The organism is Nocardiopsis potens DSM 45234, assembly GCF_000341105.1.
Classification (GTDB): domain Bacteria; phylum Actinomycetota; class Actinomycetes; order Streptosporangiales; family Streptosporangiaceae; genus Nocardiopsis_A; species Nocardiopsis_A potens.
The window spans coordinates 1-16,970 of sequence record NZ_ANBB01000035.1 but is presented as its reverse complement, the minus strand read 5'-3'; the positions used below and the strand labels follow the sequence as shown (position 1 = coordinate 16,970).

Here is a 16,970-nt window from a genome sequence, read left to right as displayed (position 1 = left end):
CCTACCCCCGCCGTCGCCGCCCGTCTTGACCTTCGCTCCGTGAGGCGCCGCGCCCAACCGACCAGCCGGTCCCCTGCCGCCTTCGCCGCCCGCTTGAACCTGCGCTCCGCGAGGCGCCGCGCTCGGGTGAGGAGCCCGGCCCCGCCCCTTCCTTTGCCGTCGCTGCCGATTTGAGCCTTCGCTCCGCGGGGCGCCGCACCCGACCGACCAGCCGGTCCTCCTCCCGCCGTCGCCGCCTGCTTGAACCTCCGCTCCGCGAGGCGCCGCGGCCGGGCGACCACCCCCAGCCTCGTCCCCCTCCCGCCTTCGCCGCCCGCCTGAACCTGCACTCCGCGGGGCGCCGCGCCCGGTCGGGGCACCTCCCGTCCCTCGCCCCTCACCGAGTTCCTCGTTCTCCTCGTTGCAACGGCCACTTGACGACAAGCGCTCTGATGGGCCCGCAACGTCGAGATCATCGGGAGAAAAGCGGAAGGACCCCCGCCCGGTCGCGCCGGGCGGGGGTCCTTCGGTGTGCCGGTGGGCCGCTCAGGCCCCGGGCCCTACTTGTTCTTCGGATCCCCGTGGCACTTCTTGAACTTCTTGCCCGACCCACAGGGGCAGGGCGCGTTCCGCGGGGTGCCCTCGTAGGAGTCGGAGACGGTCTCGGTGCGCTTGGTGACGCCGCCGTCCTCGGAGGGCGCGGAGTACTGCAGGCGGCCCGGGGAGCGCGGCTCCTCCAGCCCGGGGACGACGACGTCCTCCTCGGAGACGCCCTCCTTCTCCGCGGGCTCCTCCGCCTTCTCCTCCGCCTTCTCCTCCTCGGCGGCCTCCTCGGCGGCCTCCTCGGCCTCCGCGGACTCCTCCTCGGTCGCGGTCGCGGTCGTGGCGGCCACCGCGGCGCCGTTGGCGGCGGCCGCGGCCGCCGCCGACGCGGCGCTCACCGTGGTCTTCTGCTTGACCTGGACCTCGACGTTGAACAGGTAGCGGACCGAGTCCTCCTTGATGGCCTCCAGCATCTCCTGGAACATGTCGTAGCCCTCGCGCTGATACTCGATCAGCGGGTTGCGCTGCGCCATCGCCCGCAGGCCGATGCCCTCCTGGAGGTAGTCCATCTCGTACAGGTGCTCGCGCCACTTGCGGTCCATCACCTGCAGCACCACGCGGCGCTCGACCTCGCGGACGGCCTCGGAGCCCAGCTCCTCCTCGCGGCGCTCGTAGGCCTCGTGCGCGTCCTCGCAGACGCGGGCGGAGATGAGGTCCGGGGTGAGCGAGCCGAGGCCGCCGTTCTCGTCGATGAACTCGTCGACGGTGAAGCTGACCGGGTAGACCTGCTTGAACGCGGTCCACAGCTTGTCCAGGTCCCAGTCGGAGGCGTCGCCCTCGGCGGTGGCCGAGCGGACGTAGCCGTCCAGCACGTCGTCGATCATGCCGGCGATCTGCTCCTGGAGGTCCGCGCCCTCCAGGACCTTGCGGCGCTCGGCGTAGATCACCTTGCGCTGCCGGTTGAGCACCTCGTCGTACTTGAGGACGTTCTTGCGGATCTCGAAGTTCTGCTGCTCGACCTGGCCCTGGGCGCTCTGGATCGCCTTGGTGACCACGCCCGACTCGATCGGCTGGTCGTCCGGGAAGTTGGTGCGCTCCATGATCATCTCGACCCGGGCGCTGTTGAACATGCGCATCAGGTCGTCGCGGAGCGAGAGGTAGAACCGGGACTTGCCGGGGTCGCCCTGCCGGCCGGAGCGGCCGCGCAGCTGGTTGTCGATCCGCCGGGACTCGTGCCGCTCGGTGCCCAGCACGTACAGGCCGCCGGCCTCGACGACCTCCTCGTGCTCGGTCTTCACGGCCTCCTCGGCCTTCTCCAGCGCCTCCGGCCAGGCCGCCTCGTACTCCTCCGGGGTGTCCAGCGGGTTCAGCCCGCGGGCCTGGAGCTCCTCGTCGGCCATGAACTCGGCGTTGCCGCCGAGCATGATGTCGGTGCCGCGGCCGGCCATGTTGGTGGCCACGGTGACCGCGCCGAGCCGGCCGGCCCGCGCGATGATCGCGGCCTCCCGGGCGTGGTTCTTCGCGTTCAGCACCTCGTGCGGGATGCCCTGGCGCTTGAGCATCTTGGAGAGCAGCTCGGACTTCTCCACGCTGGTGGTGCCGACCAGCACCGGCTGGCCTTCCTCGTGCCGCTCGGCGATGTCCTCGACGATCGCGTCGAACTTGCCTTCCTCGTTCTTGTAGACGAGGTCGCGGTCGTCCTTGCGGACCATCGGGCGGTTGGTCGGGATGGGGACCACGCCGATGCCGTAGGTCTGGTTGAACTCGGCCGCCTCGGTGGTGGCGGTACCGGTCATGCCGGCGAGCTTGTCGTAGAGCCGGAAGTAGTTCTGCAGGGTGACCTTGGCGAGAGTCTGGTTCTCGTCCTTGATCTTGACGCGCTCCTTGGCCTCGATGGCCTGGTGCATGCCCTCGTTGTAGCGGCGGCCCCGCAGCACGCGCCCGGTGAACTCGTCGACGATGAGCACCTCGCCGTCCTTGACGATGTACTCCTTGTCCTTCCGGTACAGCTCCTTGGCCTTGATCGAGTTGTTCAGGAAGGAGACCAGCGGGGTGTTCGCGGGCTCGTAGAGGTTCTCGATGCCCAGCTCGTCCTCGACCTTGGCGACACCGGACTCGTTGACGCCGATGGTCCGCTTCTTCTCGTCGACCTCGTAGTCGACCTCGCGGCGGAGCCGGGGGGCGATCTTGGCGAACACCTCGTACCAGCGCGAGTTCTGCTGCGCCGGGCCGCTGATGATCAGCGGGGTCCGGGCCTCGTCGATGAGGATGGAGTCCACCTCGTCGACGATGGCGAAGTTGTGGCCGCGCTGCACCAGGGCGTCCATCGACAGCGCCATGTTGTCGCGCAGGTAGTCGAAGCCGAACTCGTTGTTGGTGCCGTAGGTGACGTCCGCGGCGTAGGCGGCCCGGCGCGCCTCCGGGCGCATGTCCGGGCTGATCACCCCGACCTCCAGGCCGAGCAGGCGGTGGATCCGCCCCATGCTCTCGGCGTCGCGCCGGGCCAGGTAGTCGTTGGTGGTGACGACGTGCACGCCCTTGCCGGCCAGCGCGTTCAGGTAGACCGGGAGCGTGGAGGTCAGGGTCTTGCCCTCACCGGTCTTCATCTCGGCGATGTTGCCGAGGTGCAGGGCCGCACCGCCCATCAGCTGGACGTCGAAGTGGCGCTGGCCGAGGGTCAGCTGAGCGGCCCGGCGCACGGTCGCGAAGGCCTCGGGCAGGAGGTCGTCCAGCGACTCGCCGTCTTTGATCCGCTCGCGGTACTCGTCGGTCAGCTCGCGCAGCTCGGCCTCTTCGAGCTTCGCGAAGTCCTCCTCGATCGAGTTGATCTGATCCGTCAGCTTCTTGAGCCTGCGCAGGATCTTGCCTTCCCCCGCGCGGAGGACCTTGTCGAGTATGCCTGGCACTTGCTATGCGCTCCTCGCGATTCGGGGCCCGCGTCCGGAGGCGGGACGGAGTCCTTGACCCCCAGCATTCCATCCTAGGCGAGCCTATTGCCCCCTTGTGCTGCCCGCGCCCCTTGGCCGCGGCACCCCCGCGGAGCGCCCGTTTAGTGGCGCTCGGTCCGGAAATCCCGAATATGTGCAGGTCCGCACTTCTGCGGGCCGTCGGGGGGAGGAGCGCCGCCATGAGCGAGGTCCACGGGACCGGCTCGTCCGGAGGAATCGAATACTACATCCGCGGCTACCAGCACGAGGGCGGACGCTGGGCGCCGACCAACGACCACCGGGGGAGGCTGCTCTCCTGGATCGCGGTGGGCCTGATCCTGGTCGGGGCCGCCGCCGCGGGGCTGGGCATCGTGCTGGCCGCCTGGTGGATGATCATCGCCGGCGGCGTGCTGGCGATCGCCGGGGCGGTGCTCTGCGCGGTCGACGACATCTTCACCGACGTGGTCCTCGACGACCCGCGCCGGGAGTCGGAGGAGCCGCACACCACCCCGCTGCACCGGATCAAGAAGCGCGACCGGGAGATCGCCGAGGCGCGACTGCCCTGACCCGCACCGGGGGACGGGGTGCGGCGGCGCCGGAGGGGCCTCCGGCGCCGCCGCGCGTCGGCCGGGGACGGCGGGTGCGCCTAGTCGACCAGGCGGAGGACGCCGTAGTTGAAGCCCTTGCGGCGGTAGACGACGCTCGGCAGGTCCTTCTCCTCGTCGTGGAAGAGGTAGAAGTCGTGTCCGACGAGTTCCATCTCCATGAGGGCCTGGTCGATGCTCATCGGCTTGGCCGAGTGGAACTTCTCCCGCACGACCACCGGGGCGTCGCCCTGGGTGTCCAGCTCGACGAACTCGTCGGAGAACCGGCCGTCGACCTCGCCGCCGTCGAACGGCTCCTCCTCCGCGGGCTGCGGGACCTGCACTTCGCCGAGCGCGACGTCGTTCCCGTTCAGTCCGGCCGTCGCGTCGGCCACCGAGACGGGGGTGCGGCCGCTCTTGCTCACCTTGCGCCGGTCGGCGAGCTTGCGCAGCCGCGACTCGATGCGGTCGATGGCCTGGTCGAGGGCTCCGTAGCGGTCGTCGCCGGAGGCCTCGCTCCGGATGACCGGCCCGGTGGAGTGGATCGTGAGCTCGATGCGCTCGCTCTGCGAAGCCTGGCGCGGGTTGCGCTCCCGGGACACCTCCACGTCGATGGTCATGCCCTTTTTCTCCCACTTGGAGAGCTTGTTCAGCTTGTTCTCGACGTGCTGCCGGAACTTCTCGCTGATGTCGGTGCGCCGCCCCTTGACGATGATGTCCACAAGACCCCCTTCATCGCTCAGCCGCCGCCCCGCGGCGGCCAGGCCGTACGTGCCGCCCCCCGCGGGTGCGGAGGGCCTCGCTACCGGGTCCTCCTCTCGGCCGCCCGCGCCCCGGGCGGCTCGTTTCGCCAACCGTATACCCATGAGACGCCGCCTGATCACCCGCTCTCCAGGTGACGTTCGACCAGTTCAGAGGGTGAAACCGGACACTCTCGGCGGCCCGGTGCGGCGCATGGGCGCCCGCGGCGGGGCGCACTGAACGCAATTGGCATGCCACCCGCCCGGCCGACCTGGTCTTCGTCCCCACATCCGCCTGCCGAGGGGTTCGCCGCTTCGTATGCGACTACTGCCCTTCTCCCGCTCACGAGGGACATCGGGACCCTGTGCGGGGCAGGACTTACCTCTAAGGCGCACCGTGATCGGTCGACGAAAAGTCGCCTTACGTGGGCCGTTTCGCCTGCGCCTGGCATCGGCTTGCCGGAACTCCGCCTCACCTGGCGGCGGGGCGGCGACTCCGGCGCAACCACGGACCCGGGCGGGTGCCATGTCCGAAACGCTAACCCCTTATCCCTCGCTTGTCAGGTGCGGGCCGCTCCCCACCTACCCGATCCGGGCGCTCAAGGGCCGGTGGAGCGGTATCGGCGGGTCTTTTCCGCCCTGCGAGTAAAGGCTTCTTGACGCCGCGCGGCGCCCGCGCTCGACCAGCACGGCGGCGCCGTGCACGGACGCCCCCGCCGCGCGCAGCGCCCGGGCGGCCTCGGCCAGGGTGGCACCGGTGGTCAGCACGTCGTCGACGAGGAGCACCCGGCGGGCCCCGGCGCGGGCGAGCCGGCCCGGCCGCGCGGCCAGCGCCCCGCGCAGGTTGCCGTACCGCTCGGCGCGCCCCAGGCCGACCTGGTCGGCGACGGCGCGCACCTGGCGCAGCGCGGGCACCGCCCGCACCGGCCGCGCCGGGGCGTCGAGCAGCCCGGCGGCGCGCCGCGCCAGCAGGGCGACCGGGTCGTAGCCGCGGCGCCGCACCCCGCCCGGCCGGGCCGGGACCGGGACCAGCAGCAGCGGCCCCGCGCGCGGTGCGGCCGCCCGGGCCGCGCCGGCCAGCCGGGCGGCCAGCGGCCCGGCCAGCGAGCGGATCCGCCGGTGCTTGTAGGCGAGCAGCAGCGCGCGGTCCGCCCCGGTGTAGCGGCCCGCGGCCCAGGCGGGCGGGCAGCCCTCCCGGGCGGCGCACCGGTGCGGCCGCGGGGCCAGGGCGTCGGCGCACTCGGCGCACACCCGGCCGCCGGGCGCACCGCAGCCGGCGCAGCACTCGCCGAGCAGCAGCGCGGTGAGCGCCGCGGTGAAGGAAGGGGCCGGAGTCGGCCCTGGGGACGGTGGGGGAAGCGGGGCGAACGGTGCCATGTCCCCAGGCTGCCCGGTTCGGACCGGGCGGAGAAGGGCGGTCTCCCCGGCTGTGGACGGAGCGCACCGCGCCGGCCGGAGCGCCCTCGGCCGGGGCCGGGCGCGGGTGCGATCGCGTCCGCGGAGCCGGCGCGGTCGGGCCCGTTCGCCCAGGGCCCGCCGTCCCCACTGGGTCGGCGGACCGGGCGGAGGCCCCATCGCCCCGGGGCGGACAGGCCGGCCGCGCCCGGCCGCAGAACGGTCTTCCACAGGACGGTCGTCCACAGCCCGGCTCGTCCACAGGCCGCGGAATCGGGGTGGCCGGCCGGGCGGGCCGCCGAGCAGCCTGGGGGCATGCTCTTCTTCCCGTTCTCCCCCGTCCCGCCGCTCCGCTCCGTGCTCCGCGGTCTCCTCCGGAACGCCCTGTCCGGGCCGTGCCGCCTCCGGCTGCGGCCCCGGTCAGCCCGGGAAGACCGGGTCGGTGCCGTCGGTGGCGCGCTGCCAGAGCACCCGGTCGCTGGTGAGCCAGAGCTGGTCGTCGTCGCCGCCGGCGATCAGCGGGCGCTCCGGCGCGGCGGCGATGGTCTCCGCCGAGGTGATGGTGCCGACGCTGGTCGGGTCGGTGGCCCCGTCCAGCGGCACCAGGTAGCCGCGCATCGCGCCGTTCTTCTCGCCGAGCACGGCGAGCTGGTCGCCGCCGCGCCAGGCCGCGTCGGAGACCGAGCCGACGTCGGAGGCGAGCTCCATGAACCCGCCCAGCGCGACGCCGCCGGCGTCCTCGGCCACCACCCGGCCGACCCAGAGCCGGCCCTCGGGGTCGCCGTCGGCGGTGACCACCGCGGCCCGGGTGCCGTCCCGGGACAGCCGCAACTGCACCACCTCCCGCTTCTTCAGCGCGGGGGCGTCCACCCGGACCGGATCGGCGCCGCCGCGCAGCATCCACAGCCGGGACCCGGGGTCGTCGCCGTCGGAGGTGTCCTCGGCGACCCACAGGTTGCCGTAGCCGTCCCAGGAGAGCGCGGTGTACTCGCCGCCCTCCAGCACGGTGCGCACCTCGTCGGAGCCGTCCTCGGTCAGCAGCACCTCGCCGCCGTCGGCGGAGACCGCGGCGAAGCGCTCCTCGTTCAGCGAGACCGCGTAGTGCGCCGGGCCGCCGGCGCCGAACGAGACGTCGGCCTGCTCGACCTGGTCGACGTCCTCGTCCCCGCCGCCGCTCAGGCTCCACAGCCGCCCGTCCCGGACGAAGTAGGCGTTGAGCTCGCCGGTGACCCCGGAGGGGTTGACCGCCTTCCAGTAGTCGGTGTCGGTCTGCAGGTTCTCGTCCTCGTCCCGGGGGATGCGCACCTCGTCGTCGCCGAAGCGGAGCACCACCTCCTGGACCTCGGGCAGCTGCTTGAGGGTCCAGCCGAGCTGCGCCTCCATGCCGAACCGGGCCTGGTTGCCCGGGGTCTCGCCGTCCAGGCTGACCACCACCCGGCCCGCGTCGAAGGCCACGTCGGCGGTGGAGTCGGCCGGGAAGGAGGAGCGCACGGCCGGCTCCAGCCACTCGGTCGGCCCGGCGACCAGCTTCTTGGCCAGCCTGGTGGCGACCTCGTCCGAGGTGACCGGGAGGAACACCGGGTCCGGCACGAGCGTGCTGGAGTCGGCGTTGAAGTAGTACAGGTTGAGCGGCCGGTAGACCCGGTCCACGTCGGCCCGGGAGAGCAGCAGCCGGTCGGGCAGCTCGGTGATCCGCCACTCCCCGTCGGCGTCCCGCCGCAGCTCGAAGGTGACGTCGATGATCTCGGAGCCGTCCGCCGGGACGTACTGCCCGTCGGCCCGGATCATCGCCGCCTCGGGGGTGCGCATCCGGACCGTGGCCGCGGTGTCGTCGGCGGAGGTCTCCACGTCCAGCGAGACGGCGTCCATGTTCTCGTAGACCAGTGCCGAGTCGTCGGGGGACCACTCCGCCCGGGTCTCCGGGAGCAGGAACCGGCGGGCCGCCGCGTGGTTCTCCTCGAAGCTGGCCATGTCCTTGAGGAAGCCCTTGATCAGGCCCTCCTCGCCGACGCCGGGCTGCGGGCCGACCGGCAGCATGCGCACGTACCCCTCGTAGGGGTCGGGCGACTCGCCGACCCGGTCGGCCTCCACGATGGGGCCGCCGGTGGGCACGGTGGCGCACCCCGCCGCCAGCAGGACGGCCGCGATCCCGCCCGCGGCCGCGGCCCGTCCGCCTCTGAGGCTCATCGGCCCTCCCCCGTCACCGCGGGCCGCCCCTGCTCCGCGTCGGCCGCCGGCGCGCCGGCCGGGCGCGCCCGGCCCATCGGCTTCTCCGGCGGGACCAGCGGCAGCGGCGAACCGCGCAGCTCCTGCCCGGACTTGCGCGGCAGGGAGAGCCGGAACTGCGATCCGGCGCCCGGCTCGCCCCAGGCCTGCAGCCAGCCGCCGTGCAGCTGGGCGTCCTCCTTGGCGATGGAGAGCCCGAGGCCGGTGCCGCCGGTGGTCCGGGCCCGCGCCGGGTCGGCCCGCCAGAAGCGGTCGAAGCACAGGTGCTCCTCTCCCTCCTTGAGGCCGACGCCGAAGTCGCGGACGGCCACCGCGACCGCGTCCCGGTCCCCGGCGACCGTGACGATCACGTCCTTGCCCTCGCTGTGCTCGATCGCGTTCACCACGAGGTTGTTCAGGATGCGGTTGATCCGGCGGGTGTCGAACTCCGCGACGCACGGCTCGGCGGGCAGCCGGAGCACCACCTTGATGCCGCGCTTCTCGGCGATCTGCTCGGAGTCGCCGACCGCCTTGAGCACCGCGTCGCGGACGTCTGCGGGCTCCACCGCGAGGGTCGCGGCGCCGGCGTCGTGCCTGCTGATCTCCAGCAGGTCCGCCAGGAGCTCCTCGAACCGCTCCAGCTGCCCCTGGAGCAGCTCCACCGAGCGGGCCATGGTGGGGTCGAGGTCGTCGCGCTCCTCGTACAGCAGGTCGCCGGCCATCCGGATGGTGGTGAGCGGGGTGCGCAGCTCGTGAGAGACGTCCGAGACGAACTGGCGCTGCGCCCGGGAGAGCTCCTCCAGCTCCTGGATCTTCTCCTGCAGGTTGCCGGCCATCTCGTTGAAGGAGACCGCGAGCCGGGCGAGGTCGTCGGCGCCGCGGACCTCCATCCGCTCGTTGAGCTCGCCCTCGGCGAGCCGCTCGGCGGAGCCCGCCGCCGCGCGCACCGGGCTGACCACCTGCCGGGTGACCATGTAGGCGATGACGCCGAGCACCAGGCAGAGCAGGGTCGCGACGAACACCAGGGTGTTCTGCACCAGGTCGAGGATGCCCTGCTCGTGGGTGAGCGGGAAGACGTAGTACAGCTCGTAGGCGTGCGACAGCGGCGCCCCGACCACCAGGCCGGGCTCGTCCGTGCCGCGCTCGCGCTGGATGGTGGTGTAGGTCCAGTAGGAGGAGTCGATGCCGTCGGCGGACTGCACCCGCTCGCGCAGCCGCTCCGGCACGGTGGTCTCGAGCACGCCCCCGGCCACCCAGCCGGACGAGCCGTCCACGCTGGGCAGGATCATCGCGTCGTGCCCGCTGGAGGAGGTGCCGCTGCCGCCGCTCAGCTCCTCGACGATGTCGTAGAGCTGCTTGTCCCGGTCGACCGCCTGCTCACCGTCCTGCAGCTCGCTGAGCGCGGTGCTCAGCCCGGCCGCGTGCTCGCGCAGGGCGGACTCGCGCTGGGCCTCCAGGAGCCCGCTGCGGATCTGCTGGACCAGGAAGAAGCCGAGCACCGCGGCGACCGCGACCGAGATGAGCAGGGTGGTGCTGACCACCCGGAGCTGCAGGGAGCCCCGCCAGCGCTGGTTCACCCCGCGGACCAGGGCGCGCGCCGCGCGCTGGGCGAACTGGTAGCCGACGAGCAGGCCGCCGCTGAGCCGCTGCCAGCGCGTCCGAGCGGCTTCCCCGGTCTCTCTCGGGGAAGCCGTCTCGGGCGGTACTGCCGCGGACTCTGCGTTCGGCACGGGAGGGTCCCGGTTTCCTCAGACCGTGCCGGCCTTGTAACCGACGCCGCGGACGGTCACCACGACCTCGGGGTGCTCGGGGTCCTTCTCGATCTTGGCGCGGAGCCGCTGGACGTGCACGTTGACCAGGCGGGTGTCGGCGGCGTGCCGGTAGCCCCAGACCTGCTCCAGCAGGACCTCGCGGGTGAACACCTGGCGGGGCTTGCGGGCCAGGGCGACCAGCAGGTCGAACTCCAGCGGGGTGAGGCTGATCTGCTCGCCGTCCCGGCGCACCGAGTGGCCGGCCACGTCGATGGTGATGTCGCCGATCTGCAGGACCTCGGGGGCGGGCTCCTCGGTGCGGCGCAGCCGGACCCGGAGCCGGGCCACCAGCTCCTTGGGCTTGAACGGCTTGACCACATAGTCGTCGGCGCCGGACTCCAGGCCCAGCACCACGTCGATGGTGTCGCCCTTGGCGGTGAGCATCACGATGGGCACGCCCGACTCGGCCCTGATCTGGCGGCAGACGTCGATGCCGTCGGTGCCGGGGAGCATCAGGTCCAGCAGGACGAGGTCGGGCTTGGCCTCGCGGAAGGCCTCCAGTGCCTTGTCGCCGTCGTGCACGAACGTCGGCTCGAAGCCTTCGCCCCTGAGCACGATGCCCAGCATCTCGGCGAGTGCGGGGTCGTCGTCGACGACCAGTACGCGTCCCTTCATCAATGCATCCGGCGCCCGGTCCCTCCCCCGATCCGGGGTGCGGCACCCGGCGCCTTCTCCTTTCTGGACACTCAAGCGGCGAACTGCGGTCACTTCTGCCGGGGTCCCTGGCGGGAGCCGTGCTCCCACCCCACCTTGCCATCTCCTCGCCGTTTCCGGCTGCGGTTCTCCCGGTCGCCCGCGGCGGGCGCCGCCCGGCCCCCGTCGTTACCGCGGCCGCCGCGCCCGGCCCGCGCCCTCAGGTACGCGCGACTTGGTCGGTAGACAACCGAAAGCATACAAAACGAACGAACGGATTCGCCGCCTCAAATCGGACTAAACCCCCAGGGGGCGGAGGGAACGGCCGCCGCTGCGCCGATCTGGCATAGCGTGGGTATCCCCACGCCTGGCGTACGGCACCGGCCCGCGGGACAACGGAGGATCAATGACGCATGAGGACGGCCGCGGCGCAGGCCGCCCCGAGGGCGGCGACCGCCCTGAGGAGGAGCGGCCGGCCGCGGGCGGCTGGGCCGCCCCCGGCGGCGGCGCACCGGGACCCGGTGCCCCCCGCCCCTCCTTCGCGCCTCCCGGCCAGGAGGCGCCCCAGGAGCCCCCCGCCGCGCAGGACCCCGCTTCCGGCGCTCCCGGCTGGGCCGCCCCCGGCGGCGCACCGGGCGGGGCACCGCGCCAGGAGGGCGCGCCGCAGTGGCAGGCCGCACCGCAGTGGCAGCAGCAGGCATGGGGGCCGCCGCCCCCGCCCCGGCCCGGCATCGTCTCGCTGCGGCCGCTGCTCCTCGGCGACATCCTCAACGGCGCCTTCGGCTACATCCGCGGCAACCCCAAGACGGTGCTCGGCCTGGCCGCGATGCTCAGCGCGGTGATCGCGCTGCTGCCCTCGTTCGGCATGGGCAGCCTGCTCAACGACATCGACCGGTTCGACGCCCAGGTGGCGTCGGGCGCCTCGCCCGGCGACGCGTTCCCCTTCTCCGGGGGGACCCTGGGGCTGCTGGCCGCCGGAATGCTGGTGCAGTTCGTCGGTGCGGCGGTGCTGTCCGGCGTGCTCGCCACGGTCATCGGCATGGCGGTACTGGGCCGCCGGCTGGGCATCCGGGAGGCGTTCGCCGCGGTCGCCCCGCGGATCGGCGCCGTGCTCGGGGTGGCCGGCCTGCTCGCGCTGCTCGGCGCGGCCTGGATGGCGCTCGCCGTCGGCGCGCTCTTCGGCGGGATCCTGATCATCGCGGCCTCCCCGGACTCCGCGCCGCTCGGCGTCGGCGCGATCCTCCTCGGCTGGACCGTCCTGGGCCTCCTCGCCGCCTGGATCTACGTGCGGACCTCCCTGGCCATGCCGGTCACCGTGCTGGAGCGGATCGGCCCCGGCCGGGCACTGGCCCGGTCCTGGCGGCTCACCCGGGGCTCCTGGTGGCGGGTGTTCCTCATCCTGCTGCTGACCACGCTGATCACCTCGATGGTGGCGCAGGTGGTCACCGTCCCGTTCTCGGTGGTCGGGGCGGTCGCCATGGTCCTGCTGGAGGGCACGGCCCTGGCCGCGATCCTCTACGGGGCCTCGATCTTCCTCGGCTCCGTGCTGGGCGGCGCGATCACCGCCCCCTTCGCCAGCGGCGTCACCGGGCTGCTCTACGTCGACCTGCGGATGCGCCGCGAGGGACTGGACCTGCGGCTGCAGGCCGCCGCGCAGGAGGGCCGGGAGATCGGCCCCGAGGTCTACCTGGCCGAACCCGCCCCGGGGGCCGCGGCGCCGGGAGGGCCGGCGTGATCCTCCCGCTCATCGCCTCGGCCGCCGAGGTCACCCGGGAGGAGGGCGCCCGCATCGCCGGCGAGGAGCTGTCCGACCCGGCCTACGCCGAGGCCGAACCGAGCCTGATCCAGCGGATCCTGGACGCGGTGCAGGATCTGCTCGCGGAGCTGCTGGACGGCGTCTCCGCCGGGGTCCCCGGCGGCTGGTGGACGCTGGGGCCGCTGCTGCTGGTGCTCGCCGCGGCCGCGGTGCTGCTGGTGCTGCGCGCCCGGCCCGCCCGCGCCGCCCGGATGCGCGGCGCCCTGTTCGACGCCGACGCCCCGATGACCGCCGCGGACCACCGGGCCGCCGCGGAGCGGCACGCCGCCCGCGGCGAGGACGCCGAGGCGGTCCGCGAGTTCCTCCGCGCCATCAGCCGCGACCTGGAGGAGCGCGCGGTGATCACCGCGCGGCCCGGCCGCACCGCCACCGAGCTCGCCGCGGACGCCGGCGCGGTGCTGCCCGAGCACGGCGCCGCCCTGGAGCGCGCCGCCGCCGTCTTCAACGCCTCCGCCTACGGCGGCGTGCGGCCCGGCGCCGAGGACACCGCCGCCCTGCGCGGCCTGGAGGCGGCGCTGCGCGCGGCCCGGCCCGCGGAGGCCGCCCGATGAGCGCCGCCGTCGCGCCGCCGCCCGCCGCACCGCCGACCGCCCCGCCCGGCCCCGCCGCGCTGCTCCGCCGGCACCGGGGGACGATCGCCTTCATCGCCGTGCTGGTACTGCTGGCGGTCCTGGCCTCGCTGGGCCAGCGGTCGGAGCGCAGCGGCCGGCTGGAACCGGAGAGCACCGCCCCCGAGGGGTCCCGCGCCCTGGTCAACGTGGTCCGCGACCGGGGCGGCGAGGTCACCGTGGTGCGCGGCAGCGGCGCCGCCGTGCAGGCCGCCGAGGCGGGCGCGCTGGTGGTGCTGCCCGCCTCGCACCGGCTCGGCCGCGCCGAACTGGACCGGCTCGCCGCCACCCCCGCCGACCTGCTGCTGGTGCAGCCCACCGGGCCCGCGCTGGAGTCCCTGGCCCCGGGCGTGCGGGTGGCCGGGCGCGCCGAGCCGGGCGCGCTCGAACCCGGGTGCGCGCTGCCCGGCGCCCGCGCCGCCGGCGCCGCCGACCTCGGCGGGGAGACCTACACCGGCGGTGATCCGGGCTGCTACCCGGCCGACGGCGGGTCCGCGCTGGTCCGCACCGAGCGCCCCGGAGATGCGGTGAGCACCGTGATCGGCACCCCGGCCCCGTTCACCAACGAGCGGCTGGGCCGGGAGGGCAACGCCGCGCTGCTGCTCAACCTGATCGGCGACCGCGACGTGGTGTGGTTCCTGCCCGACGTGCCGGTCGAGCAGGGCTCCAAGGACCTGGTGGACCTGGTGCCCCCGGCGGTGCGGCTGTCCGCGGTGCCGCTGGCCGCCGCGCTGCTGCTGCTCGCCTTCTGGCAGGGCAGGCGGCTCGGGCCGCTGGTCACCGAGCGGCTGCCGGTGGTGGTGCGCGCCGCGGAGACCACCGAGGGCCGGGCCCGGCTCTACGCCTCCCGCAGGGCGCGGGACCGGGCCGCGCTGGCGCTGCGCACCGGGGCCGCGGAGCGGCTCCGGACCCGGCTGGGGCTGGCCGCCGACGCGCCTCCGACCGAGGTGGCCGACGCCGCCGCCGTGCGCACCGGAGACGACCCGGGCCAGCTGCGGACCCTGCTGTACGGTGTGGCCGGGGACGGCTCCGACATCACCGACGACACCGCCCTGGTCCGGCTCGCCGCCGAGCTGGACCGGCTGGAGGAGCGGATACGGTGACCGCGCCCCTCCCTCCCGCCTCCCCGCACGCCCCGACCATGCCCGCCCGATTCACGGAGGTTCCCCGGTGACCGCCTTCAGCCCCGACCAGACGCCCTCCGCCGATCAGGCGCGGGAGGCGCTGGCCGCAGTGCGCACCGAGGTCGCCAAGGCCGTGGTGGGCCAGGACGAGACGGTGACCGGGCTGGTCGTGGCGCTGCTGTGCCGGGGGCACGTGCTGCTGGAGGGGGTGCCCGGCGTCGCCAAGACGCTGCTGGTGCGCTCCCTGGCGGCCGCGCTCGACCTGGACCACAAGCGCACCCAGTTCACCCCCGACCTGATGCCGGGCGACGTCACCGGGTCGCTGGTCTACGACGCGCGCACCGCGAAGTTCGAGTTCCACGAGGGGCCGGTCTTCACCAACCTGTTCCTCGCCGACGAGATCAACCGGACCCCGCCCAAGACGCAGGCGGCGCTGCTGGAGGCGATGGAGGAGCACCAGGTCAGCGTCGAGGGCTCCCCGATGCGGCTGCCCGACCCGTTCCTGGTCGCCGCGACGCAGAACCCGGTCGAGTACGAGGGCACCTACCCGCTGCCCGAGGCCCAGCTGGACCGGTTCCTGCTCAAGCTCATCGTGCCGCTGCCGCCGCGGGACGCCGAGATCGACGTGCTGGGCCGGCACGCCGCCGGGTTCGACCCGGGCGACCTGGAGGCCGCCGGGATCCGGCCGGTCGCCGGGCCCGCGGACCTGCGCGCCGCCCGGGCGGCCGCCGCCGAAGTGCGGGTCGCCCCGGAGGTGCTGGGCTACATCGTCGACCTGTGCCGGGCCACCCGGCAGTCCCCCTCGCTGCAGCTGGGCGCGTCGCCGCGCGGCGCCACCGCGCTGCTCCGCACCAGCCGCGCCTGGGCGTGGCTGTCCGGCCGCGACTACGTCACCCCTGACGACGTGAAGGCGCTGGCCAAGGGGACGCTCCGGCACCGGGTGGCGCTGCGCCCCGAGGCCGAGCTGGAGGGCGCCACCTCCGACGGCGTGCTGGACGGCGTGCTCGCCTCCGTCACGGTCCCGCGCTGACCGGAACCGGCCACAGGACCGACGGGATTCGGGGGAGGCACGGATGGCGATCACGGGACGGGCGGTCCTGGCGGCGTTCGCCGGGACGCTCGTAGTACTGGCGATCGGCTCCCTGGGCACCTGGACGGCCTGGGCGGTGGTGGGCGTCCTGGTGCTGCTGATGGCGGTGGACCTGGCGCTGGCGCCGAGCGCCCGCCGGGTCTCCTTCGAGCGGTCCGGGGAGACCGGCATCCGGCTGGGCGAGTCCGCCCGGGTGGAGCTGGTGGTGGCCAACCCGTCCGGCCGCAGGCTGCGCGGCGTGCTCCGGGACGCCTGGGCACCGAGCTCCGGTGCCCGCCCGGAGCGGCGGCCGCTGGAGGTGCCGGCCGGGGAGCGCCGCAGGCTGAGCACCGTGCTCACCCCGGTGCGCCGCGGCGACCACCGTGCGGCCGGGGTGACGGTGCGCAGCGTCGGACCGCTGGGCCTGGCCGCCCGGCAGGCCACGCACTCGGTGCCGTGGACCGTGCGGGTGCTGCCGCCGTTCCACAGCCGCCGCCACCTGCCGGGGAAGCTGGCCCGGCTGCGCGAGCTGGACGGCCGGCACAGCGCGCTGGTGCGCGGCCAGGGCAGCGAGTTCGACTCGCTGCGCGAGTACGTGCCCGGGGACGACGTCCGCTCCATCGACTGGCGGGCGACGGCCCGCCGGGACGGGGTGGTGGTGCGCACCTGGCGCCCGGAGCGGGACCGGCGCATCCTCATCGTGCTGGACACCGGCCGCACCTCGGCGGGGCGGGTCGGCGACACGCCCCGGCTGGACCACGCCATGGACGCCGCGCTGCTGCTGGCCGCACTGGCCGCGAAGGCGGGCGACCGGGTGGACCTGCTCGCCTTCGACCGCCGGGTGCGCACCCAGGTGCGCAGCACCGGGCGGGGCTCGGCGGTGCCCGCGATCGTGCAGGCGATGGCGCCGCTGGAGGCGGAGCTGGTCGAGTCGGACCAGGCCGGCCTGGTCGCCTCGATCCTGTCCGGCCAGGGCCGCGCCCGCCGGCTGGTGGTGCTGCTGACCGACCTGAACGCCTCCGCGGTGGAGGAGGGGCTGCTCCCGGTGCTGCCGGCGCTGACCTCCCGGCACCTGGTGATGGTCGCCGCGGTCGGGGACCCCGCGGTCACCGCGATGGCCGCGGAGCGCGGCGACGCCCCCGCCGTGCACCGCGCCGCCGCGGCCGCCCGGACCCTGGGCGAGCGCCGCCGCGTCACCGCCGAACTGCGCCGGCACGGCGTGGAGGTGGTCGACGCCGACCCGGAGCACATCGCCCCGGCCCTCGCCGACGCCTACATCGACCTCAAGGCCCAGGGACGGCTGTAGGGCCCGCCCCGCGCCGGTCCCCGCAGCTCCTGCCCGGGTACAGCGCCCCACAGAGTGAAGGTTCGAACAGGCGGCGACGGCGCAGGCAGGACCGAGGCGAAGGCCTCACCCGAGCGCGGCGCCCCACGGGGCGAGGGTTCAAGCGGGCGGCGAAGGTGGGGAGAGGCACCGGCCGGTCGGTCCGGTGCGGCGCCCCGCGAAGTACAGGTTCAAGCAGGCAGCGACGGCAG

Annotated in this window: 12 protein-coding genes; 6 read left to right on the top strand and 6 right to left on the bottom strand. The window is 74.3% G+C overall.

The genetic code is table 11. The features are described from left to right. Window positions 1-539: 539 nt before the first annotated feature. Window positions 540-3,428, bottom strand: a complete 2,889-nt coding sequence (gene secA, locus D459_RS0112970) for a preprotein translocase subunit SecA (protein ID WP_017593440.1) — start codon at window positions 3,426-3,428, stop codon at window positions 540-542. Window positions 3,429-3,649: 221 nt separating this feature from the next. Here secA and D459_RS0112965 point away from each other — a divergent pair, with 221 nt between their 5' ends. After that, on the top strand, window positions 3,650-4,015 hold the full coding sequence (locus D459_RS0112965; RefSeq protein ID WP_017593439.1) for a hypothetical protein: 366 nt from the start codon (window positions 3,650-3,652) through the stop codon (window positions 4,013-4,015). A gap of 80 nt (window positions 4,016-4,095) precedes the next feature. Here D459_RS0112965 and hpf read toward each other — a convergent pair whose 3' ends face one another. The 5 genes from hpf to mtrA form a co-directional block, all read right to left on the bottom strand. Further along, window positions 4,096-4,755: a ribosome hibernation-promoting factor, HPF/YfiA family gene (gene hpf, locus D459_RS0112960; protein WP_017593438.1), complete on the bottom strand. Its 660-nt coding sequence runs from the start codon at window positions 4,753-4,755 to the stop codon at window positions 4,096-4,098. Between the two features lie 600 nt (window positions 4,756-5,355). Next, complete coding sequence (locus tag D459_RS31520) at window positions 5,356-6,150, bottom strand: ComF family protein (RefSeq protein ID WP_020380156.1); 795 nt, start codon at window positions 6,148-6,150, stop codon at window positions 5,356-5,358. 438 nt (window positions 6,151-6,588) lie between these two features. Further along, on the bottom strand, window positions 6,589-8,355 hold the full coding sequence (locus D459_RS0112950; protein WP_017593436.1) for an LpqB family beta-propeller domain-containing protein: 1,767 nt from the start codon (window positions 8,353-8,355) through the stop codon (window positions 6,589-6,591). Next, a complete protein-coding gene (mtrB, locus tag D459_RS0112945) occupies window positions 8,352-10,103 on the bottom strand; it encodes an MtrAB system histidine kinase MtrB (protein WP_017593435.1) in 1,752 nt (583 codons plus the stop codon). Before mtrB ends, D459_RS0112950 begins: the two co-directional genes overlap by 4 nt. Before the next feature lie 18 nt (window positions 10,104-10,121). After that, the gene (gene mtrA, locus D459_RS0112940) at window positions 10,122-10,799 is read right to left on the bottom strand and encodes an MtrAB system response regulator MtrA (protein ID WP_017593434.1); all 678 of its coding nucleotides are present in this window, start codon (window positions 10,797-10,799) and stop codon (window positions 10,122-10,124) included. Window positions 10,800-11,223: 424 nt separating this feature from the next. On the opposite strand from mtrA, the gene D459_RS0112935 reads away from it, so the two are divergent. From D459_RS0112935 to D459_RS0112915, 5 genes are all read left to right on the top strand, one after another. Further along, a complete protein-coding gene (locus D459_RS0112935; RefSeq protein ID WP_017593433.1) occupies window positions 11,224-12,552 on the top strand; it encodes a glycerophosphoryl diester phosphodiesterase membrane domain-containing protein in 1,329 nt (442 codons plus the stop codon). Beyond that, window positions 12,549-13,184 (top strand): DUF4129 domain-containing protein, encoded by a 636-nt coding sequence (locus D459_RS0112930; protein ID WP_017593432.1) that lies wholly within the window; start codon window positions 12,549-12,551, stop codon window positions 13,182-13,184. The genes D459_RS0112935 and D459_RS0112930 overlap by 4 nt, the downstream gene beginning before the upstream one ends. Continuing rightward, window positions 13,181-14,344 carry a DUF4350 domain-containing protein gene (locus tag D459_RS0112925; protein WP_017593431.1) on the top strand — a complete coding sequence of 388 codons (1,164 nt, stop codon included), beginning with the start codon at window positions 13,181-13,183 and terminating at the stop codon, window positions 14,342-14,344. Before D459_RS0112930 ends, D459_RS0112925 begins: the two co-directional genes overlap by 4 nt. A 67-nt stretch (window positions 14,345-14,411) precedes the next feature. After that, on the top strand, window positions 14,412-15,395 hold the full coding sequence (locus D459_RS0112920; protein WP_017593430.1) for an AAA family ATPase: 984 nt from the start codon (window positions 14,412-14,414) through the stop codon (window positions 15,393-15,395). 43 nt (window positions 15,396-15,438) lie between these two features. Then, window positions 15,439-16,740 (top strand): DUF58 domain-containing protein, encoded by a 1,302-nt coding sequence (locus D459_RS0112915; RefSeq protein ID WP_017593429.1) that lies wholly within the window; start codon window positions 15,439-15,441, stop codon window positions 16,738-16,740. Window positions 16,741-16,970 lie beyond the last annotated feature (230 nt).